At 71.6% G+C, this 20,167-nt stretch carries 18 protein-coding genes; 4 read left to right on the top strand and 14 right to left on the bottom strand.

Annotated features, from left to right (window positions below):
- Positions 1–263: 263 nt before the first annotated feature.
- The 6 genes from ACZ6O2_RS27085 to ACZ6O2_RS27060 are packed head-to-tail and all read right to left on the bottom strand — an operon-like array spanning position 264 to position 6,300.
- The gene (locus tag ACZ6O2_RS27085; protein ID WP_466024813.1) at positions 264–1,013 is read right to left on the bottom strand and encodes a sugar isomerase domain-containing protein; all 750 of its coding nucleotides are present in this window, start codon (positions 1,011–1,013) and stop codon (positions 264–266) included.
- Positions 1,006–2,199, bottom strand: coding sequence for a hypothetical protein (locus tag ACZ6O2_RS27080; RefSeq protein WP_466024812.1), 1,194 nt, complete (start codon positions 2,197–2,199; stop codon positions 1,006–1,008). The genes ACZ6O2_RS27085 and ACZ6O2_RS27080 overlap by 8 nt, the downstream gene beginning before the upstream one ends.
- 47 nt (positions 2,200–2,246) lie before the next feature.
- Positions 2,247–3,182 carry an N-acetylglucosamine kinase gene (locus ACZ6O2_RS27075; protein WP_466024811.1) on the bottom strand — a complete coding sequence of 312 codons (936 nt, stop codon included), beginning with the start codon at positions 3,180–3,182 and terminating at the stop codon, positions 2,247–2,249.
- Positions 3,179–4,078, bottom strand: coding sequence for a carbohydrate ABC transporter permease (locus tag ACZ6O2_RS27070; protein WP_466024810.1), 900 nt, complete (start codon positions 4,076–4,078; stop codon positions 3,179–3,181). Before ACZ6O2_RS27070 ends, ACZ6O2_RS27075 begins: the two co-directional genes overlap by 4 nt.
- Complete coding sequence (locus ACZ6O2_RS27065; protein ID WP_350710588.1) at positions 4,079–5,029, bottom strand: carbohydrate ABC transporter permease; 951 nt, start codon at positions 5,027–5,029, stop codon at positions 4,079–4,081. It lies immediately after the preceding gene.
- The gene (locus ACZ6O2_RS27060) at positions 5,008–6,300 is read right to left on the bottom strand and encodes an ABC transporter substrate-binding protein (protein ID WP_466024809.1); all 1,293 of its coding nucleotides are present in this window, start codon (positions 6,298–6,300) and stop codon (positions 5,008–5,010) included. The genes ACZ6O2_RS27065 and ACZ6O2_RS27060 overlap by 22 nt, the downstream gene beginning before the upstream one ends.
- A 140-nt stretch (positions 6,301–6,440) precedes the next feature.
- Between ACZ6O2_RS27060 and ACZ6O2_RS27055 the strand changes: the two genes are divergently transcribed.
- A complete protein-coding gene (locus ACZ6O2_RS27055; RefSeq protein ID WP_466024808.1) occupies positions 6,441–7,214 on the top strand; it encodes a GntR family transcriptional regulator in 774 nt (257 codons plus the stop codon).
- A gap of 20 nt (positions 7,215–7,234) precedes the next feature.
- On the opposite strand, the gene ACZ6O2_RS27050 is transcribed toward ACZ6O2_RS27055, so the two are convergent.
- The 5 genes from ACZ6O2_RS27050 to ACZ6O2_RS27030 all read right to left on the bottom strand — a co-directional run bounded on the left by ACZ6O2_RS27050 (position 7,235) and on the right by ACZ6O2_RS27030 (position 14,642).
- The gene (locus tag ACZ6O2_RS27050; RefSeq protein WP_466024807.1) at positions 7,235–10,558 is read right to left on the bottom strand and encodes a beta-N-acetylglucosaminidase domain-containing protein; all 3,324 of its coding nucleotides are present in this window, start codon (positions 10,556–10,558) and stop codon (positions 7,235–7,237) included.
- Positions 10,559–10,919: 361 nt separating this feature from the next.
- Positions 10,920–11,684, bottom strand: a complete 765-nt coding sequence (locus tag ACZ6O2_RS27045; RefSeq protein ID WP_466024838.1) for a multicopper oxidase domain-containing protein — start codon at positions 11,682–11,684, stop codon at positions 10,920–10,922.
- Positions 11,573–12,088, bottom strand: coding sequence for a hypothetical protein (locus ACZ6O2_RS27040; protein WP_466024837.1), 516 nt, complete (start codon positions 12,086–12,088; stop codon positions 11,573–11,575). The genes ACZ6O2_RS27045 and ACZ6O2_RS27040 overlap by 112 nt, the downstream gene beginning before the upstream one ends.
- Positions 12,089–12,288: 200 nt before the next feature.
- Positions 12,289–13,446 (bottom strand): hypothetical protein, encoded by a 1,158-nt coding sequence (locus tag ACZ6O2_RS27035; RefSeq protein ID WP_466024806.1) that lies wholly within the window; start codon positions 13,444–13,446, stop codon positions 12,289–12,291.
- A 68-nt stretch (positions 13,447–13,514) separates the two neighbouring features.
- The gene (locus ACZ6O2_RS27030; protein ID WP_466024805.1) at positions 13,515–14,642 is read right to left on the bottom strand and encodes a hypothetical protein; all 1,128 of its coding nucleotides are present in this window, start codon (positions 14,640–14,642) and stop codon (positions 13,515–13,517) included.
- Positions 14,643–14,832: 190 nt separating this feature from the next.
- Between ACZ6O2_RS27030 and ACZ6O2_RS27025 the strand changes: the two genes are divergently transcribed.
- The 3 genes from ACZ6O2_RS27025 (at position 14,833) to ACZ6O2_RS27015 (ending at position 17,235) form a co-directional block, all read left to right on the top strand.
- A complete protein-coding gene (locus tag ACZ6O2_RS27025) occupies positions 14,833–15,639 on the top strand; it encodes a DUF2249 domain-containing protein (RefSeq protein WP_466024804.1) in 807 nt (268 codons plus the stop codon).
- Between the two features lie 131 nt (positions 15,640–15,770).
- Positions 15,771–16,220 carry a hemerythrin domain-containing protein gene (locus ACZ6O2_RS27020; protein WP_466024803.1) on the top strand — a complete coding sequence of 150 codons (450 nt, stop codon included), beginning with the start codon at positions 15,771–15,773 and terminating at the stop codon, positions 16,218–16,220.
- 307 nt (positions 16,221–16,527) lie between these two features.
- The gene (locus ACZ6O2_RS27015) at positions 16,528–17,235 is read left to right on the top strand and encodes a hypothetical protein (protein WP_466024802.1); all 708 of its coding nucleotides are present in this window, start codon (positions 16,528–16,530) and stop codon (positions 17,233–17,235) included.
- Positions 17,236–17,729: 494 nt separating this feature from the next.
- Here the strand turns inward: ACZ6O2_RS27015 and ACZ6O2_RS27010 are convergent, their stop codons facing one another.
- The 3 genes from ACZ6O2_RS27010 to ACZ6O2_RS27000 form a co-directional block, all read right to left on the bottom strand.
- Positions 17,730–18,968: an MFS transporter gene (locus tag ACZ6O2_RS27010; RefSeq protein ID WP_466024836.1), complete on the bottom strand. Its 1,239-nt coding sequence runs from the start codon at positions 18,966–18,968 to the stop codon at positions 17,730–17,732.
- 210 nt (positions 18,969–19,178) lie between these two features.
- Positions 19,179–19,418 (bottom strand): DUF6457 domain-containing protein, encoded by a 240-nt coding sequence (locus ACZ6O2_RS27005; RefSeq protein WP_466024801.1) that lies wholly within the window; start codon positions 19,416–19,418, stop codon positions 19,179–19,181.
- A 17-nt stretch (positions 19,419–19,435) separates the two neighbouring features.
- Entirely contained in the window at positions 19,436–19,711 is a 276-nt protein-coding gene (locus ACZ6O2_RS27000; protein ID WP_466024800.1) for a MoaD/ThiS family protein, read from the bottom strand.
- Between the last annotated feature and the right edge of the window lie 456 nt (positions 19,712–20,167).

Here is a 20,167-nt window from a genome sequence, read left to right as displayed (position 1 = left end):
AGATGCGGCAGACGCTAATACTGGTATAGACCGGAGTCAAGATACGTCGCGCGATCCCCAACCCCTGCGCTACACCCGACAACGCCTGACGGGCAGCAACCGTGGAGAGCCCGTTGCGCGAAGACGCGCAACGGCGGGTTCGGCGAGCGGCCTGGAGAAACGGACCAGCGGCAACGCAGGCACCGCGCTCCAGGCCGACTCAACTAGGACTTCCCCCGATGAAACGTCTCCCCCGACGCCTGGAAGCCTCCGTCCGTGGCGGATCAGGGTTCGATCGGCCGGACCTGATCCCGGTACCGCTCATAGAGGCCGCGATTGTGCGCGTCGCCCTGAGCGAGGTTCGCGGATACGTGGACGGGCGGGTCGATGCCGCGGGCCAACAGCCGGCGGCAGACCAGTTCGGTGAGGAGCTGCGCGATGAGGACTCCGGTGAACGACGAGACCGCCCCGGTCCGAACTCCTGGGGTGATCTCCAGTGCCGCGTCTCCTGCGGGCGCGTGGTTGTCGATCACCACATCCGCCAGGTCAGCGAGATGCGGTCCCTGGGTGGAACGCGCACCGGCCGAGCGAGTGTGTGCCAGTGAGGTGACCGCCACGATCGGATGGGAACGCTCGCGGGCCAGCGTCGCCATCTCGATGACGGCGGCGTTGATGCCGGAGTTGGAGACGATGAGGAAGGCGTCGTGCTCGGAGGGTGCGGCGAGGCGGTAGATCCGCTCGGCGAGACCGGACTCGCGCTCGTACGTCGGGTCGAGGATCGGCCCCGGGTCGGCGCCGCCGAACATCACGAGATCCTTGACCGCCAGCATGCTGACGGCGGCGAGCCCACCGGCGCGCCCGGCGAGTTCGAGGGTGACGATCCGCGAGTGGCCGGTCCCGAACGCCTGTAGGACGCCGTCGGCGGCGATGGCGTCGGCGACGAGCCCGGCTGCGGCCTCGATGGCGTCGAGCTCCGTGGCCAGAACCTGTTCGAGTGCGTTCCGGGCGATGGTGGCATAGGCCGGCTCAGGCACTGATCCTCCTGGAATGTTCACGGTCGCCGACGGCTTCGACGGCGGCTTCGACGGCAGCCTCGACGACGATCTCGCCGCTGCCCGAGGTGACCGGACTGACATAGGTTTCGTAGCAGGGTTGCGTGTCGCGGGCGGGTAGGTAGCCGAGGTAGCCGTTCGCATAGCCGAGGACCACGATGTCCCCCACCCGGCCGGGCGCTGCCGAACGGATCGTCTCGCCCAGCTCCAGGAACAGCTCGCCGGGAACGGCCACGACCGTGATCCCGTCGAGGTCCGCCGCCTCCACGTCGATGACGTACGGTTCGGTGCGACGGCGGGCCGCCTGCTCCTCCGCGATCCGCCTCCCCTGTTGCAGGACCCAGCGGATGCGTTCGTCCTTGCCCACCGGCAGCGGCGTCTGCCGCAGGGCTACGTCGAGCTCCGCGGGCTGCTTGGGGGCGAGCGTGACGGTTCGCGAGATCGGCGGCCGTACCGGCGTCGGGGTGCCCCCGCCGGCATGCGGCGGCACCGGTAGGACCCGGTCGGCCAACCAGGCCCCGAGCCGATCCACCTCGTCGAGCCCCCGCCCCTGACGGGTTTGCCGGGTACTGATGTCGCCGGCGGCACCGGTGGCGACGACCACCCACCTGCCCGGTGCGGACAGCGCCCGGCGGATGCCGCCGTTCAGGTCCGCGCTCACATGGTTGTTGTCGGCGGGAAGGATGGTCGGGTGGACCGGAGAGATCACGACCAGCCCCACCACGTCGGCACCCGCGGTGACCGTGAGGGTGTCGACGGGAATGTCCAGCGGGCCCGCGTCGGCGACGTTACGGCGACCCGCCAGCCTGGGAACCAGTGTGCGGACACAGCCGAGTCTGGCGGCGCGCTCGGACTCCACGGCGGACCGTGCGGCCGCCAGCGATGCGGCTTCGAGCCGGTCGGCGAGGTGCCGTGGCGTGGCCTCGCCGCCGGGGCTGCAGCCCGCCTCGGGACTCGCGTGGGTGTGGGTGGCGGCGACCCAGCAGGACTGCACGCCGATGTCCCGCATGGCGCTGCGGATCCGCTCGACGACGTCGACGTTGACGCAGATCAGATCCGCGACCACCAGCGCGAACCGGTGGCCGTCGTCGGCGAACGTGACGGCATGGACCTCCAGCGGGTCGAGCACGTTCTGGACGCCGTCGGAGCGGTCGGCATAGCCACCCATGGGTTCTCCGGGCACGACCTCGAGACGCACCACCCCGTGTCCGACCCTCATGCGTCGCCACCGGTTCCGTGGCTCGCCAGCAGGCGTGCGTAGGGGGCGACAGCGCTCAGCAACGCCGGCCCGCCGTCGAGCGGCTCCGCTCTGGGTGTGACCAGCGACAGCCCCCTGGCCTCGAGTTCGGCCGCCAGCGCCTGGTGGAGCGCGTTCCCCGGGGCCAGCAGCCGTCCGCTGAAGGACACCCGCCGGGCTGCCCCGCTGAGGCCGAGCCGGACGGCTGCCACCTGCGCCGTATCGGCGAGATCGGCCGCGGCCTGGGCGCAGATCCGCCCCGCCACCGGGTCGGCCTGCGCGGCCGCGTCGAGCACGTCGCGGGCGAAGGCCGCGGTACGGGCGACCATCGCGGGGTCCCGGTAGTAACGCTGCAGCGACGCCAGGTCGATGCCGCCGAGCGCGGTGACGAGACTGTCGGCCAGTACCGTTGCCGGCCCGACCTGGTCGTGCGACGCGGTCGCGGCGCGCATTCCGGCCAGTCCGATGGCGTACGCGCTGCCCCGGTCGCCGAGGTGGGGACCCCATCCGTCGAGCCGGGCATGGTCGCCGTCCGCGTCCACGGCGAGCACGGTCGTCCCGGTCCCGACACACAACAGCACGCCGGGACCGCCGAGAGCGCCGGCGTGCGCGAGGATGCTGTCCTCCACGACCACGGCCCGGCCGCCGAACTGCCGCTCGAGGGCGAGCGCGAGACGCCGGCGTTCAGCATGCTCCCCCGGTACGCCGGTCAGGCCAGCTACCACGCCGGCCACCTGCGCGGGGAGGGAGATCGTCGCCGCGGCGCCACGAACGGCGGCCAGGATCCGTTCGACGCCATCCTCGTGCGGCTGGTAGGAGAAGCCCGGACCGACGCCGAGCCGACGGCCCGCCGGGGTACGCAGCAGCAGCCGAAGTTCCGACTTGCCGCCGTCGATGGTGATCGTCGTGGTCATCGCGACATCCCTGCGGTCAGTCCTGCAACAATCTGCTTGGTCGCGAGTGCGAACACCACGGCCAGCGGCACCAGGGCGATCACGAGTCCGGCGAACAGGGTGCCGCGGTCGGCGGCGAACTCGCCGAAGAACCGGGTCAGCCCGACCGGAATGGTGTATTTGTCGCCGCTGCGCAGCAGTACCAACGGGTAGAAGAAGTCGTTCCAGGTCGGCGCGAACTGGAAGACGGTTGCCACCGCGAGCGCCGGCCGCATCAGGGGCAGGACGACCGACACGAACAGCCGGCCCTCGTTCGCCCCGTCGATCCGCGCGGCCTCCTCCAGCTCACCGGGCAGTCCCCGCATGAAGCCCATGATCACGAAGACCGAGAACGGGATTCCGCTCGCCGCGTAGAGCAGCACCAGCCCGATCCGGCTGTCGATCAGACCCATCGACTGGAACATGTAGAACACCGGCAGCAGGCCGAGTTTCGCAGGAATCATCAACCCGGACAGGAAGAACGCCGCCAGCAGGGCGCGGCCCCGGAACTTCCACCTGGCCAGGGCGTAGGCGGCCATCGCCGACACGCTGACGCACAGTGCCACCGAGGCGCAGGTGACGGTGAGGGAGTTGACGAAGTACGTCGAGATCGACGCGGTCTGCCACGCGCGGGTGTAGTTGCTCAGGTCGAACGAGCTGGGCAGGCCGACCGGCGCGCGGAGGATCTCCGCGTTGGGCCGGAGCGAGCCGATCAGCACCAGCAGCAGCGGGCCGAAGGCGATCGCGGCATACGTCCACAGGAGGAGCTGGCTGCCCGCGCCGTGCAGCAGCGAACGCTGGCGGGTGCCGCGCGGACGTACGGTCCCGGCTCCGACCTTCGATGCCCGGCGGGGGGCGGCGCGAAGGATGGCACTCATCTAGTGGACCTCCCGGCGGCGCAGCGCCCGTTCCAGGGCCAGGGAGACGCCGAAGATGAGCACGAAGATCAGCATGGCCAACGCCGACGACTCTCCGATCGCGTTGCTGCCGCCCTGGAAGGCGGTCCGGTAATAGAGCAGACCCAGCACGTCCATGGCGCCGCCGGGCCCGCCGTCGGAACCGCCCAGCGCGTAGACGAGGTCGAAGATGTTGAAGCATCCGATGAACGTCAACACGGTGATCACGCCGACCGCCGGCATCAGAAGGGGGAACCGGATGCTCCAGAACGTGCGGGTCGGTGACGCGCCGTCCACCGCGGCCGCCTCCTCTAGTTCCTGGGGTATGCCGGCCAGAGCGGCACCGAAGATGAGCATCGGTCCGCCGATCCACTGCCAGGCGTTGACCAGGATCAGCACCGGCAGGGCGAGGTCCGGCTCGCCGAGCCACGGGCGCGCCCAGGCGTCCAGGCCGACCGCACTGAGCGCGAAGTTGATCGGGCCGAAGGTGGGGCTCAGCAACAGCGACCAGATGTACCCGACGATCAGCGGGCTGATCAGGTACGGAAGCGAGAAGAGCGTCTGGAACAGCCGCTTGCCCCGGGGGTTGCGGTGCAGGAGCACCGCCAGGCCGAGCCCGATGGTGTTCTGGATCGCCATGGTGCCGACGAAGAAGAGCACGTTGTGTCCGAGCGCGGCGGGGATCTCGTCGCTCAGCGGGTAGCGGGTGAGGATCTCCCGGTAGTTGCCGATCCCGACGAACTCCCCCTGACGGGTGCCGTCCCAGCGGAACAGCCCGTAGTAGAAGGCGGTGACGAGCGGCACCACGAGGAACAGCCCGTAGAGCGCGAACGCCGGCAGGCAGAACGTCGTGATCCACCCTGCCGAGACCCGTCCCGCCCGGCGGCGTGACCGCCGGGCGGGACGGACCGTCAGTTCTTGGGCCGGAACCACTGATCGACCCCTCGTTGGATGTGTGCGGCCACGTCAGCGGCGTTGCCTCGGCCCAGGACGTAGTCGGAGAACGCCTCGGAGGCGAGGTCCCAGGCGGTGGGTGTGCCGCCGGAGAAGTACGCGTAGGTGACGTACGGGCTGGGGTTCGCCTGGTATGCCTTGAGTGCCTGCGCCAGGAGTTCGTCCTGCGGCTCGACGCCCGGCACCGGGGAGATCTGCTGAAGCTCGTTCGACAGCGCCTTGCCGAACTCCTCCGTCGCCATCCACCGCACGAGGTCCAGCGCCGCGTCCCGGTGGCGGGATTTCGCCGAGACACCGAACGACCCGTCGACGTAGCCGGGCACCAGCGTCTTGTCGACCGCCGCGCCGGGCGCCGGCGGCACGTTGAAGATGCCCATGTCGAGCTGGGGGTTGGCCTTCTTGAACCCGGCGAGCTCCCACACGCCACCCGGGAACATGGCGGCCCGGCCGGAGGTGAAGAGGGCCTGCGCGTCGCTGTAGTTCACCCCGGACGCCTGCGCCGGCCAGTACTTCTGGGTGCCCTTCCAGGTCTCTAGCGACTTCACCCAGGGCGCGTCGGTGAACTTCGCCGAGCCGTTGAGCATCTTGGTGAGGTAGTCGGGGCCGCCGTACGTGGTGGCTCCGAAGATCTCCTGCTCGATCGGCAGCATCCACTTGTCGGTGACGGTGTTCGCCAGCGGGGTGACGCCGGCCTTGCTGAGCTTGTCGAAGCCCGCGATCATGTCCGCCCAGGCGGTGGGGGCGGCGATGCCGTTGTCGGCGAAGATCTTCTTGTTGTAGATGACATGCAGCGTCTGGATCGCGAACGGAACGCCGTAGACGCGCCCGTCCTTCTCGCCCTTCGCGCCGTCGAGGATCGGCTTCGGGAATCCGCTCAGCTTGTCGACCTGGTCGTCGAGGGGCACCAGGCTGCCGGAGCCGACCAGCGGCTGGAGCAGTCCGTAGGAGCGCAGCTGCGCGACGTCGGGGCCGTTGGCATCGGTGAGGCCGGTCTTGAGGATCGTGTCGTACTCGGTGTTCTTGTAGGGGACGTACTCCACGGTCACGCCCGGGTGGGCCTTCTCGTAGATCTGGAAGATCTTCTTGTACGCCGCGACGTCCTCCTGCCGCCAACCCCAGACCTTCAGGTTGACGGCGTCGCCACCGCCATCCCCGCTGTCGCCCGGCGCGCAGGCGGCAAGGGTTACGGCGAGTGTCGCCACCACCCCCATCACACCGAATCTTCTGGGCATCTCGTCTCCGATCGTCATGGCCGCCATCCTCGAGACCTGCGGACGCGCCGAGCGTAATACTGGTATAGACCGGAGGTCAACGGGTTGCATCGATGTCGGCGGCGGGGCGGAAACTGCCCGTAGGATGGCTCCAACTACGGGGAGAGGGGATCGGGTCCGTGCCAAGGAGGCGACACGAGCCGAGCGAGGGGGCGCTTGAATCGTTGCCGGCGGAGCACAACCGCGGCAAGGGTGAGCACATCAGAGACGTGCTCACCGCCATGGTCCTGAGCTCGCGGGACGGCGCGCTGCTTCCCTCGGAGCGGGTCCTCGCCGAACGGTTCGGCGTCGCCCGGATGACCGTCCGGGGCTCCATCGACGCGCTGGAGTCGAAGAGAATGGTCCGGCGGGTGCCCGGGCGCGGGACCTTCGTGCAGCACCCCACGCTGACCCACTCGGAGATCTTCCGCTCGTTCAGCGAGGACATGCGGATGCGCGGCATGGCACCGGGCGCCAAGTCGTACCGCGCCCGTACCCGCCCGGCCACCCGCGCCGTCGCCGCCAGCCTCGACATCGCCCCGGGCGAGCCGACCCACTACATCGAACGGATCCGTACCGCGGACGGCATCCCGATGGCGCTGGAGCGGACCAACCTCGCCGCGACGCGGTTCCCCAACCTGCTGGCGGTGATGGGGCGCGATGACTCGCTGTACGAGGTGCTGGGCCGCGTCTTCGGGGTGCGGCTGGAATCGGCGCGGCAGACGGTCACCATCGCCCGGCTGACCGACGCCGAGGCGACGCGGCTCGAAGTCGCGGAGGACAGCCCGGCGTTCCTGATCGAGCGCATCTCGGTGGACAACATGGGAAAGGTCGTGGAGTTCGGTCGGTCGCTCTACCGCGGGGATCGTTACGCCATCCAGATGCACGTCAGCCCCCCGTCATCGGAGGGCTGACGCACATCGGCGGAGGCCGGTCAGCCGAGTCCGGTGAGGTGGTGCGCCTCGAGTTCGGCCGCGGTCAGGGCCCGGTCGTAGATCGCCGCCTCGTCGAGGTCGCCCTGGAGCCGCTGGTTCGCGTCGTCCCCGCGGCCGCCGAGCTTGACGCTCGCCGTACCGCTGCCCGGCGACACCGACGTCGCAGCGCTGTTGTCCACCACCCCGTCGAGGTACACGGTCAGTCGTGACCCGTCGAAGACGGCGGCGACGTGGTGCCACGTGTTCGGTGTCAGCCGGGTACGGCCGGTCACCAGGCCGTACCCCTTTCCGGCAGCGCCCAGCGACCACGCCTGCAGGACGCCGTCTGTCACCCTCAGCGCATACCCGTTGACCGCCGGCCCGGTGTAACTCTCGATGATCGCCTGCCCCGGCGCCGGGGCGAGCGTGTCGAGCTTCACCCACGCCTCCAGGGTGAACGCGCCCTGGAGGTCGGTTCGCGGGCTTCGCGGCGCCTCGATGTACCCGGTGGTGAGGTCCGCCGCCCGGTCACCGGTGATCGCGCCCTCGGCCCCCGGGTGGGCACCGGCCAGGTAGGCGCCGTTCTGCCGGCTGGCGGAGCCGTCCACGGCGGTGCTGGAGTCGGTAGCGTCGCCGAGCCGCCAGTAGCCGGCCGGGTCTGCCCCGGTCACGAGGTTCGGGTAGCTCTGCTCCCCGACCAGGATCGGCAGCGACACGTTCACCGGTGGCGCGCCGTCCTCGGCGAAGGACACCGTCACCTGGTGGCGTCCCGTCTCGGCATCGGCCGGGACGGTCACCTCCACCGGTACGCTCGCGACAACGGTTCGGCCCCCCGGCTGGGCACGAAACACCTGCTTCGCCGGGTCGATGGTCCAGCCGGCCGGGCCGGTGGCGCTCACCTGGCCACTGATCCGGTGATCCGCGAACACCTCGAAGGCGACCTGGAATCGCTTCGTCTTACCAGGCGCGATGAGCGATCCCGGCGGATCGACCGACACGGCGCCGCTGAACACGTCGGAGTAGTGCGGGACGATCTCGTAGATGTGCGGGGCCGCGCTGCCCGATGTCCACCGGATCCGTACCGCACTGGCCGCGAGGTCCGCGGCCGGCACCTTGGTGAACCCGTCAGCGAGCGGTCCGAGATCCACCCAGGCGCCGTCGACCAGCGCCTGGATCATGCCGTCGGCGGGAGCGGTCGCGTCCTGCACCACGGTCACCGCCGACAGCCGGTGCGGCTTGGTGATCGGCACCGTGATCGCGTCGCCGTCCTGCGGTGTGCCGGCGGCGACATACGCCGTGTCGTCGCGCCGGTCGGTCAGGTTGCCCAGCGCCGACCCCTGGGCGGCAGCCGGTAGGCCCGTCGGAGCCCCAAGGTCGCCGTACCAGCGGTCACCGATATAGCCGTCGCTCTGCGAGGCCGCGAAGCTGAGCAGGTCGTCGACCGGACCGGGACTGATCTGGTGCCACGTCCTGTCGAGGATGCCGCGGGCACGCGCCTGATCCCGTCGTGCCAGCCAGGCGGCTTCGCCGTCGCCCCGGTCCTGGGCCCGGAGGATGGCCACGGCCGCCCGGCCTGCCTGGCCGGTCGTTCCGACGCGGTCCAGCCAGGGTCCGATCTGCTTGAGCAGCGCGGGGTTGTCGAGCTGTGCCCGGAGCGCGGCGGGCAGTTCCGCCAGGCGGCGCATCTCACGATCGAGCTGCTCGAGTTCGTCGCCCACCGGCCGGCCCGCCGAGTACTCGGCGATGAGCCGGTTGATGAGCGCGGCGAACCGCGGCCGGGCGGTGTTGTCGAGGACGCTGGCCCGGTTGTTCTCCGCGAACAGCCGCAGTTCCTGGTAGGCGTCGCCGCCGACGATCTGCAGCGTGCGCGTCCAGGAGCGCTCCGGGTCATAGGCCCCGGGGTTCCAGGCGTAGTCGGCCTGCGTGCCGAGTGAGATCAGCGAGGCCTCCTGGTGCTGGACGAGTTCGTTGAACGAGATGCCGATGACGTCGTCCGCCATGCCGGCGTCGCGCTTCACCAGTGGGCCCAACAGCAGCCGGTTGGGGCTGTAGTCGTTGACCGGGTAGTTGTCCCAGAGCATGATCCGGTGCCGCGGCCAGGCGGCCTGCGCGGCCCGGAGGTCGTCCCGGGTGATGCTCGGCGAGACCACTTCCGGCCCGGTCCAGTAGAGGTCGACGTCGGCGCTCACCAACTCGTCGAACCGGTTCTTGTACGGCGTACGGGTCATGCCCCAGTACTCGGTCGGCACGGTCACCAGACGGGTGGCGCCGGGGTGCTTCTCGATGAACTCGCGCTGGACCAGGTTGGTGACCCCGGCCTGGGCGGCGGCGAGCGGCGACGAATCGCCCCGGTAGGCGTCCCGGTCCTCCTGGCACGCGAAGTTACCGGACACGTCGTCCCAGGCGATGACGTAACTGCGGACCCCGATCTCCCACAACTGCGCGAAGCGGGCCAGCAGCTTGGCCCGATCGGACTCGCGCACGTGGCAGATCCCCTGACCCGGGGCCAAGGGCGCCTCCGGCGAGACCCGGTACACGAAATCGACATGACGCGACCGCGCCAGGTCCACGATCTCCTTCAGCCGGCCCAGTTCCGCCGCGTCGTACGGGGAGTCCCACTCCGACCCGGTACGCAGATCGTCCGCAGGCCCGTAGAAGAACTGGTTCATCTTGTGCCGAGCCAGGAACTCGATCTGCGAACGCCGGTCCTCCTGCGACCACACCGGTCCGTAGAACGACTCCATGCCGCCACGAATTCGGTAACCCGGCCAGTCGCGCACCGCCACACCGTCGACCGTTACCCGGGAGCCTTCCGGCACGAGCAGCTGACGCAGTGACTGAACGGCGTAGAAGGTGCCGGCGCCGTCCAGACCCGCGAGGACGATCCGCGGTCGCCCGAGACGATCGTGGCCGGCCGCCAGAACGTACCCCTCACCGGGCAGCCCCGCTGGCCCCTCGACCCCGAGGGCACTCAGCACCGCGGTGCTCGCCGACGTCTCGCCCGGCCCGCCGAGGAGGATCAACGGGCGCGACGTCGACATGTCCGCGGTTCGGACGACCCTGGCCGTGACACCGTGCGCCCCGAGCAGATCCACGAGCGATTCCTCGGCCGCCGAATCCACGGACGCGCCCGCGACGACATCGACATCGCCGGGCAGGACGACGGAGCCCGGACGCGGCGCTACCTGCTGCGGCACCGGGAGAATGCGCGCCACATCCACCCGATCAGGAGCCTGGGCCTCGCCCCGGGCAGGAGGAGGGTTCACCAGTCCAATGGCGAGCCCGACCAGTCCGGCGAATATTCCGGCACGGCGAAAGCCACGAAACGAACGCGACAGAAACATCACACCTCCACTCCTTCAACTTGGCTGGCGCCTGGTATCGGCATGAATCCCGGCATGGCACACACCGAGCGGAACGCCGCGAAGGCTGAGGCCCGAGGTCCGCCGCGCCGCATCCTCGACTCCCAACAGATCAGCTGGCCACACCGGTCTATACCAGTAACAAGAATCCATGCCACGCCTGACCACGTCAACCCTGCCGGCGAACGCAGACGCGGGCGGCCGGCCATCAACCGCCGCGCGCAGCACTCAGGGGAACCAGCTCGTGACCCGGCACAACACCGAACCACCCGCTGGGGAGGTCGGCCGGGATGGGCGTGCGCCCGCTTGGCGTGGCCTCCGGTCGTCGCGGCGGCGGTAGCTGTCAGGAGGGCGTCACCTCGAAGACGCCCCGGGCACCGCGTTCCGCGTCGACCATGGCGTGGCTGACGAACGGGTAGTGTCCGGGCTCGGGAAAGACCGTCTCGACGAAGCCGCCGGCGGCCGGAGTCAGCGAGAGCACCTGAGCCCCACCGGGGTCGGCCGGCCGGCCCTCCCACCGCCCCTCCCGGTAGACGGTGTCGAACTGGGCGCCGACGACGTGGAACGAACTGTCCCGGTTGGGGCCGGCATCGAGCAGCCAGACCCGGACGCGCTCGCCGGCCCGCGCGGGTAGCGGCCGGTGGGCGTACTGGGCGACGTAGCCGTTGAAGACGACGGCATCGGGCCGCTCCGCCTGCATCTTCGCCAGGTCGCCGGGCTCGCCGTCGCCGCCGAGGTACAGCTCGGACTGGACGAGGACGAATTCGCGGTCGACCCTGGGCAGGTCGGGCGGGTCGATGATCACCGCGCCGTACATGCCGTTGCCGATGTGGTGCAGCATCGGCATGGTCGAGCAGTGGTACATCCAGATGCCGGCCCGGGTGGCGGTGAACCGGTAGGTCAACCGCTGCCCGGGGTCGATCGGGCGCATCACCTCGTCCGGGGCGACCGCACCGGCGTGGAAGTCGATCCCGTGGTCGACCGTGCCGTCGTTGATCAGGGTGATCTCGAAGGTGTCGCCGACCTTGCCGCGCAGCACCGGCCCGGGGACCGTGCCGTCGAACGTCCAGAGCTTCTGCCGTACGCCCGGGGCGACCTCGCGCTCCACCTCGCGCACCCGCAGTTCCCGCTTGTGCAGGCGACCGGGCGGGGTGGCTGGCGCGGCGGCGTCCCGGGCGGTGAAGGTCGCCGCGGGGGCGGCATGGCGTCGACGCGCGGCACCTCCGCGCCGGGTGCGGTGTGCCCGCTCTCGTGCCCGGTGCCGGCCGGCGCGTCGGTGGTCGTGATCGTCAGCGTCATGCCGGCCTGGCGGTGCCCGGGCAGGGAGCACCACCCCGCCACCGGTCCGCCGATCACGCCGGCGTCCAGGCGCGCGGTCGCCCCACGGCCGATGGCGGAGGTCCGTTGGCCGGTGGCCAGGACGAGGTCGTGGCGGCGGTCGTCACGGTTGGTCACCTCGATGACCAGGCGGTCGCCGCTCGGAACGGTGATCCGGTCCGGTTGGAACCGCATCCCCTGCGCGACCACGGAGACGGTGGTGGTGCGCCCGGAGGCCGGCACGGATCCGTTCGCGGTCGTGCCGGCACCGGACGGTGCGGTGGAGAGCCGCTGGCCGGCGACGCCGACCAGGACGGCGATCAGGACGAGGGTGAGGCCCACAGCGACGCCGCCGAGGGGGCGGGTCGGCGTGGTGGGGGCGGGCCCGGACACGGTTACCTCCGCGCGGCGAGTAGGACCCGCACGGCCGGCACGAGGAACTGCACCAGCGCGGCGAGGATCAACAGTGAGGTGGTGATGCGAACGAACGGGGGACTCGGCAGGGCGAACACCACCAGGGCCGCGTTCGCCATCGCCACCCGTTGCGGCCAGTTGCGGTCGAGGATGGCGATGCGGCGCCGCGCCGGCCCCGGCCCGCCACCGAGGACCACCGGCAGCAGGTAGCTCAACGACCCGATGAGGACCTGCGCGACGAAGCCGGCCAGCAACGGGACGAGCACGATCCCGAAGCGGCCCGCCGCCGCCTCCGGCCCGGTGCTGGCGAGCAGGGTCGCGGTGTCGACGGCGAGCGCGACAAGCAGCCAGCCGGCGGCCGCCGCGATCGACCAGGTGGCGAAGGAGGCGGGCGGCCGGGCGCGGGCAGCGGTGACGGCGGGACGCAGCGCGGCCAGCGCCCCGAGGACGAAGAGCACCAGGCCGACCCCGATGACCGTACGCCACCAGGCGAGCAGCCCGACGCCGAGCAGGACGAGTCCGGTGGTCAGCAGGGGCAGGGCGAGCGCGGCGGCGCGGGCGGCGCCGGCGGCCATCCGGGCGCGCAGCACCGTCGGCCAGAGCGTCAGCAGCGTGCCGAGGACGGTGAGGGTGACCCAGCCGAGCAGGTTGACGTGGGCGTGGAAGAGCGTCAGCCGGGGACGGGTGGCGTCGTCCACCACCAGCATCCAGGCTCCGACCGGGATGCCGACGCCGATGGCGAGGGTCGCCGCGAGGTAGTAGTGGACGGTGACCGTGAACCGGCCGGGCAGTGCGGCGCGCAGGCGGCCGGCCAGCCAGTGGGCGTGGGCGACGATCGCGGTGAAGACGAGGGCCGCGCCGGCGACGCCGGCCCACGGCCGGCCAGCCAGGGCGCCGACCAGCACCGCCACCACACCGACATTGAGTACGGCGAGACGGGCCGTCTCCCCGCGGCGGTTCGGCGGTGCCGGGGCGCGCAGCACGGCGACGGTGAAGTGGGCGCTCCACACCACGATCGCGTTGGTCACCGCCCCGAGCAGGAGAAGGTGGATCGCCAGCCAACGCCAGGAGGGCAGGAACGGGTGACTGAAGGCGAGGACGACCAGCCCGGCCAGGTACGCCATCGGTAGCGCGGTCACCCGCCGGTGCCAGCCGGCCCGACCGGTCCCCGTCGACGCAGGTGTGGCCGCCCGGTCCGTCACGGCCATCACCGCACCGCCGTCGCAACGGGTCGGGTCGGCGACGCGTCCCGGTTCCGGGGCGGTCGCCGCGAAGACACCACCGCGAGGCCGACGAAGGCGAGGACCGCGAGGACGTTGGCCACGCCGGCCCCACGCCACACCGGCTGCACCCGCAGGGCGTCACCGATGACGACCCGCACCAGGAGGGAGGCGTGCAGCAGCGCCAACGGCGCGTACAGCAGGCGCTGGTACGGCAGGGGTCGGCGCAGCACGGCCGGCAGGATCACCGGGGCGTGCACGAAGATCATCGACATGGTGAACCCCAGGAAGACGGCGTGCAGGGTGGCGTCGTAGCGGGGGCCGTCAGCGCTGGCGCCTGCCCCGGCCCAGAGCAGGCCGGCCAGTCCCAGCCAGGCGTAGCCGGCGAGCAGGCCCAGCGCCACGTACCGGGGCAGACCCCGGCTCCGGACGGTGCGGCGGGCGACGTCGAAGGCGGCGAGCCAGGCCACCACGGCGAGCAGTCCCGCGCCGAAGAGGTACGGGCCGATGCCGGGCCAGGCGGCGGTGGCGGTCACGCCGGCCATCAGTGCCGACAGGGCGCCGAGGAACCACCGACCGGCGCGCGGGGGCAGCGCCACCCGTGCCAGTTCGAAGCGTTCCCCCGCGATCGTGGCCACCACGAACGTGGCCAGCCACGGCACGATCTCGGCCACGGTGAGTCCGGCGAGCCAGAGCAATGCGGCGGCGTACCAGGCCAGCGCGCCGGCGGCCTGGGCGAGCAGCGCGACGCCCGGCTGCCTCCGCCAGATCTGCCGGTAGACGCCGAGCAGGAGGACCGAGGCGACCATCAGCAACAGGCGGGCGGTGAGGCTCGGCCCGGTGAGCACCAGCAGCAGGGCGCCGCCGCCGGAGCAGGCCGGCGCGAGCAGGGCCCAGCGGTCGCCCAGTGCCACCGCCCGCTCCAGGGCGATCAGGGTCCCGACGAAGCCGAGGACCATCAGCGGCCCGTGCACCTCCGCCAGCTGTCCTGGGGGCGCGGGTACCCGGGTGCCGAGCAGCAGCAGGGCCGCGTACAGGCCGGTGAGCAGGGCGACCCCGCCAGCGGCGAGGGCCGGCAGCCGCCAGGCGACGGGTATCGGCCGGGGCGTGGTCATGACGGGTCCGATTCGGACGGTGTCGGTGGCAGGGAGAGCCGCACCAGGTTGCGGATCGCCACCCGGCTCCGGGTGTCGACGGCCCGATGGCGGGGAGTGCCGATCGTCTCCCCAACCGGCCCTTCTCCACGGGTTTTCACGATGGTTAACGTTACAACGTCAAACGGCGTCAAAATCCCGGGAGGGCGCCATGTCACAGTCGGCAGCGACCGCGGACCGTCAGGCGGCCGCAGCGGTCGTCCAGCACCACGCCGCACTCGCCACCACCCTCGACACGCTGACCAACCACCTGGTGGAGGCAGCCGGCCGCGGCGACGACGCGGAGGCGATGCGCGCTCGCGACCAACTCGTCCGGTGGCTGCACGCCGAACTGCTGCCGCACGCGCACGCCGAGGAGGCTGCCCTGTACCCCGCCGCGGCGGCACTCGCCGAGGGGAAGCTGCTCGTCGACGGCATGCTCGGTGAGCACAAGGCGATCGTCGGGCTCGTCTCCGAGTTGGCCGGCCTCACCCGCGCGGTGCCCGCGGCGGCGGCCGCTCGCGCCCTCGCCGCGCTGTTCGCGGTGCACCTCGACAAGGAAAACCACCTGGTCGTACCGCTGCTGGTCGGAGCCGCGGACGTCTCGCTCGCGGGGTTGCTCGCCGGGATGCACGACCTGCTGGGCGAGGCGACGCCGGCCGCCGGGGGCGGGTGCGGCGGCGGCTCCTGTGGGTGCGGCGGGGACGCCCCGGCCGGCGTGGGCGAGGCGCCGGTGCTGAGCATCGACCCCCGGCTGGGCGTCCGGGACCTCCCGTACGGACAGCGGCACGCCACCGTGCTCGCCGCCCTGGACCGGCTGGGGGCGGGTGACGCGCTGATCCTGGTCGCGCCGCACGCGCCCAGGCCGCTGCTCGCCGAGATCGATCAGCGCTACGGCGGCGCGGTGGCGACCGAGTGGCTGCAGGACGGCCCGCAGGTGTGGCAGATCCGGCTGAGCCGGACGCTCGCACCCCGCTGACCGGCACGACGACGGATCGCGGGACGCCGGGGCGGTGTGACCACCGCCCCGGCGCCGGCGGGTCTTTCGGCCTGGCTGGCCACGCCGCACCGGGTGGACGATCGAACCGCGCCTGGAGAGGGAGAAGGACAATGTGCAACTACTGCGGCTGCCGCGACTTCCCGCTGATCGGCCGGCTGTCGGCCGAGCACGACGAGATCGCCAACGCGGCCGGCGAGCTTCGTCGGGCCATCCTCGCCGGGACCGACGACCGGCTGGCCGCCCTGGACGCCCTGCTCTCCCTGCTGTTCCCGCACACCGCGACCGAGGAGACCGGCCTTTTCGTCGAACTGCGCGAGGAGGGCAGCCTGGCCGAGGCCGTCGACAAGCTCTGCGCCGAACACGACGACATCCACGGCGTGCTCGGTGCGGTGGATCGGACGGCCCCGGACTGGCCCGCCGTGCTCGCCGCCCTGGACCGGCTGCACCGGCACATCGACAACGAGGAGCACGGGCTCTTCCCGGCCGCCGTGATCGCCCTGCCCATCCCGGCGTGGGACCGGATCACCACCATGGCGGAGGCCGATCCGGCCACGTCGTAGTTACGGGTACGCCGCGAGCCCGTCCCGCCCCCTTCTGGCGTTCGACCCGTTTCGCGGCAGAGGTGACGGACAGCGTTGCTCGGGTGCCCCGCCCGTGGCGGTGCGGCGGCGCGAGCCGCCGGCACCACGCACACCCTCGTCGAGGGGTGGGTCGGCGCGATCTTCGGCGTGGAACTCATCGACTGCTACGCATGCTGACCGCCCACCTTCGACACCGTCAGCTACGCCGTACGACGCAGTGTGGTGGCAGGTTAAGTTTTGCTTATCGCGTTGCCGGTCAACGACGGAAGCTCGGTACCTTGCCCGAATGCGACACATCAAGACCGTAATCGCCGCGCTCGTCGTGGGTCCGCTGGCCTGGGTCCTGCTCGCCGCTGGACAAGGCCGGTCCCTGCGGGTGTTCGGGGATGCGCAGGAAAGTGGTGAGGCCCTGGCCCCTGACGCTCTGCTGAAGCCGTTGCTGGTGCTTGCGGCTGCTGGCCTTCTGCTCGGACTCACCGCCACCGTACGGATCTCCCCGCTCGGCTCGGTGCTGACCGGACTGGCGTACACGGTCAGCTACGTGGGCCTGTTGTTCAGCCCGGCACGGCTGCTGGACCTGCTCGGTCACAAGCTGAGCGTGGCGGGCTACCAGATCGACCTGCTCACCCCCGTACGGACCGGGACCACGCTGCTGCTGGGCTCGCTGCTCCTGGTCGGGGTCGCCAGTGTCCAGCGGTGGCGGCGCTGGCCGCAGCCGGACGCCGATGAGCCGGCAGCCGTTGTCCCCGACACGCTCATTCCGCCGGCATCGGAACGGGACCGCCCGCTCGGCGCGGATGGACTCCGCCCGCTCGGCGCCGACGGGCTCGGGTCGACGAAGCAGGCTGAGGACCCGACGAAGCCGGGTAAGGCCGACGAACCGGAGCCGGTGATGGTCGGCGGTTCACCCTGGACCGATTCGCTGCACGGCGATTCCGCGAACATGCCCTGGCAGTCGGGCTTTCCAGCTGTTCACCGGCGACCTCGTCGCTGACTTCGAGGCCACCCTCGGTCTGCTTCCGGACCAGCTCCGGTACCGCCGCTCACCCGAACCCGTTCGACGCCGACGAGGCGGCGGATCCGGTTGCCGCTGCTGCTCGGGTGGGCGGCGCCGGGGTCGCGCTGATCCTGGTCCGCGGCCCACGGTGGCCGCACCGCCGTCGGGCGGCACCGTCCAACACGCCCGCCACGACCGTCGCGGCGGCGGGATTCGGCTGGCGGTGGCACGGGCGGGCGGCGGCAAACTGGAACTCGTCCTCGCCCAGCTCGACCCGGCCGAGCTCAACCGGTTCTGCACCGAGCTGACGGCGCACGTCAACGACCTGCGGGCCTCGATCGACGCGGAGGTCAGGGTCGCCTCAGCGGCGCGGTCGCCCTTGCCCCTGCACGACCGACGGCGGCCCGGCGACCCTGACGTTGCGCAACACGGTCAGGAGCACGTCGTGGATACCCGCGCACTCCAGCACATCCCCGCTCGACCGCGAGGTCTCACGCCGCCACCGGCTGCCGACCGGACCGGCGGGCGAAGCCGCTCATCCGCACCGCGGTGAACACCGCTGCGGCCAGCGCCACGTCCGACAGCAGCATCAGCCCGATCGAGTACGAGCCCTGTGCGCCGTACACCCAGCCCATGACGAGGGGCGGCACGAATCCACCGAGGCCGCCCGCCGCGCCGACCAGCCCGGTGACCGCGCCGACCTGCTCGGGCGGGGCGACCTTGCCGACCAGCGCGAAGACGGCTCCACTGGCGGCACCGAGCAGGCTCGCCATGCCGAGGAGGGCCACCGTGGCAACCGGCATCAGCGGCGGTTCGAAGGCCTGGACGACGGCCAGGGCGGCCACCAGGGCGAAACACCACACCAGCACCGGCACGGGGTGCAGACGGTCGGACAGCCAGCCGCCGACGGGGCGGGCGGCCACGGCCAGCACCACGAAGCCGGCGGTGCGCAGCGCCCCGTCGGCGGCGCTCAGTTCGTACGTGGTGCCCAGGTAGGCGGGTAGGTAGACGCTGAAGGCGACGAAGCCGCCGAAGCCGACCGCGTACAGGAAGCACAGCTGCCAGGTCACGGTGAGCCGCCCGACGTCGGCCAGTCGCCGCCAGGGGGAGCCGGTGGGCCGGGTGCGGCCGGGGGCGTCCCGCAGCAGCAGGAACGCCAGCACCGCGTACCCGGCGAGGATCGCGGCGACGAGCAGGAACGGAGCCCGTTCGCCGTAGGCGTCGGCCAGCCGGACGGTGGTGAAGTTCGCGATCGCCGTGCCACCCATGCCCACGCCGAACACCCCGATGGCGAAGCCCCGCCGCGCCGGCGGATACCAACCGGAGACGTGCGGGACACCGACGGCGAACGCGGTGCCGCCGACGCCGAGGAAGAATCCGGTCAGGATCAGCGCTACGTAGGAGTCGACCGCGGTGAGCGTCAGCACCGGGACGATCGTCGCCACGGTGACCAGGGGAAACACCAGGCGTGCGCCGTACCGGTCGGTGAGTGCCCCGACCGGGATGCGGCCGAGCGAACCGACGACCACCGGCACGGCGACGAGCAGCGACTGGGCGGCGAAGCTCAGGCCGAGCCGCTCCTTGATTCCCGGGCCCAGCGGTCCGAGCAGCGCCCACGCCCAGAAGTTGACCAGAAATCCGAGGGTGACGACGGCGAGTTGAAGGGGTGCGCCGCTGGTGTTGGCCGGCTGCGTCCGGTTGCCCGTCGCCGGGTGTCTTTCTCCGGTCATGGTCATCGCTTTCTCCGTCGAGGTTGTCGAGGGGTGCCCAAGCCAGAAGGATCAGCACGACCCGCTTCCTGGTTCTGAGCCTGTTGCAGCCAAACGGGACGAGTCAGGGCCGGAAGTCCCAACTCCGCGGCGCTCGGTGTCGGGAACGCGTGCGCCAGCGGGCGCGCCGCCCAATCGGTCGGCCGGGAGGTGTGTGCCCCGCGACGATGGTCACGTGGCCTCCTCAGGTACGAGGGCAGTCAGCGCGACACATGCCGCGTCGAGGTCGGCACGCCGCCCGACGGCCACCCCGACGAGATACGCCGCGAGCGGGCCCGCCGGACGGCAGACACCGTGCGCCACCGTCCGCACCAGGTCGAGCAGTGCGCGGGTGTCGTCGCTCGACGGCGTCGGCAGGTCGAGCGCCGCCGCGGCGCTGGGCAGCCAGTCGTCCAGCCGTGGGTCGGCCATGATGTCTCCTTCGCGGTTCAGCCGCCGGCGAACGGCGGTAGCACGTCGACCGTGGCGGCCGGCGGTAGGAGTTGGTGTTCGTCACGCCACTGGGTGCCGTCAACCAGGAAGCTGCACGCCCGCAGGGCGGTCCGCAGCTCCGGTCCGTGCCGGTCGCCGATCCGGTCGAGCAGTTCGGCCAGCGTGCCGGCCTGCTGGTCCTCCTCGGGCACTCCGGCGGCGGCCCGGGTGCCGCCGAAGTACCGGACCCGCACGGGGGTCATCGGCCCGTCCGGGTCCGGCCCCGGTGCCATGGCCGAGGTGGTCCGTCCCCGCCGGTCCGGGTGGGCGTGCGGCCACCCACGGCCAGCAGTGCCCGCTGCGCCTCCTCGGTCGCTCGCGACATACGCCTCATGCCTCCGATCGGTCGCTGTGGCGTCCACGGTTGGACCGGTCGCGGCGACGCCGACCGGAGGGACGTCCCGGAAATCCTGCCGACCCGATATCTCGCCGGACCGGGCCGAAGGTCCCGAGATCACCGGGCAGTTGCGCCCGTGGTCGAGACGCCCAGGATTCGCGGCGGCCGCAGGTGGGAACGGGGCGGCTCGGCGGCTGGGGACGAGCGCCGTCGGCCGTGCCGGCACGGCCGAGGCGACCGTGGCATTCCCGGGTCGAGCGGCCCACCGACGAGGGTCTCCGGTCCCTGGTGTGCGCCGTTTCCGCCGGGCACCGTCCACGCCGTGACACGGGTTACCACATCGGCATCAGGC

The sequence above is a fragment of the Micromonospora sp. NPDC048040 genome (assembly GCF_055587185.1).
This window is presented reverse-complemented; position numbering and strand designations above follow the sequence as displayed.

Excerpts from the sequence above, each read along its gene's own strand:
- ACZ6O2_RS27080 (WP_466024812.1), bottom strand. The coding sequence starts at position 2,199 with ATGGGTGGCTATGCCGACCGCTCCGACGGCGTCCAGAACGTGCTCGAC.
- ACZ6O2_RS27075 (WP_466024811.1), bottom strand. The coding sequence starts at position 3,182 with ATGACCACGACGATCACCATCGACGGCGGCAAGTCGGAACTTCGGCTG.
- ACZ6O2_RS27070 (WP_466024810.1), bottom strand. The coding sequence starts at position 4,078 with ATGAGTGCCATCCTTCGCGCCGCCCCCCGCCGGGCATCGAAGGTCGGA.
- ACZ6O2_RS27060 (WP_466024809.1), bottom strand. The coding sequence starts at position 6,300 with ATGACGATCGGAGACGAGATGCCCAGAAGATTCGGTGTGATGGGGGTG.
- ACZ6O2_RS27050 (WP_466024807.1), bottom strand. The coding sequence starts at position 10,558 with ATGTTTCTGTCGCGTTCGTTTCGTGGCTTTCGCCGTGCCGGAATATTC.
- ACZ6O2_RS27040 (WP_466024837.1), bottom strand. The coding sequence starts at position 12,088 with ATGCGGTTCCAACCGGACCGGATCACCGTTCCGAGCGGCGACCGCCTG.
- ACZ6O2_RS27030 (WP_466024805.1), bottom strand. The coding sequence starts at position 14,642 with ATGACCACGCCCCGGCCGATACCCGTCGCCTGGCGGCTGCCGGCCCTC.
- ACZ6O2_RS27025 (WP_466024804.1), top strand. The coding sequence starts at position 14,833 with ATGTCACAGTCGGCAGCGACCGCGGACCGTCAGGCGGCCGCAGCGGTC.
- ACZ6O2_RS27020 (WP_466024803.1), top strand. The coding sequence starts at position 15,771 with ATGTGCAACTACTGCGGCTGCCGCGACTTCCCGCTGATCGGCCGGCTG.
- ACZ6O2_RS27015 (WP_466024802.1), top strand. The coding sequence starts at position 16,528 with ATGCGACACATCAAGACCGTAATCGCCGCGCTCGTCGTGGGTCCGCTG.
- ACZ6O2_RS27010 (WP_466024836.1), bottom strand. The coding sequence starts at position 18,968 with ATGACCGGAGAAAGACACCCGGCGACGGGCAACCGGACGCAGCCGGCC.
- ACZ6O2_RS27005 (WP_466024801.1), bottom strand. The coding sequence starts at position 19,418 with ATGGCCGACCCACGGCTGGACGACTGGCTGCCCAGCGCCGCGGCGGCG.
- ACZ6O2_RS27000 (WP_466024800.1), bottom strand. The coding sequence starts at position 19,711 with ATGGCACCGGGGCCGGACCCGGACGGGCCGATGACCCCCGTGCGGGTC.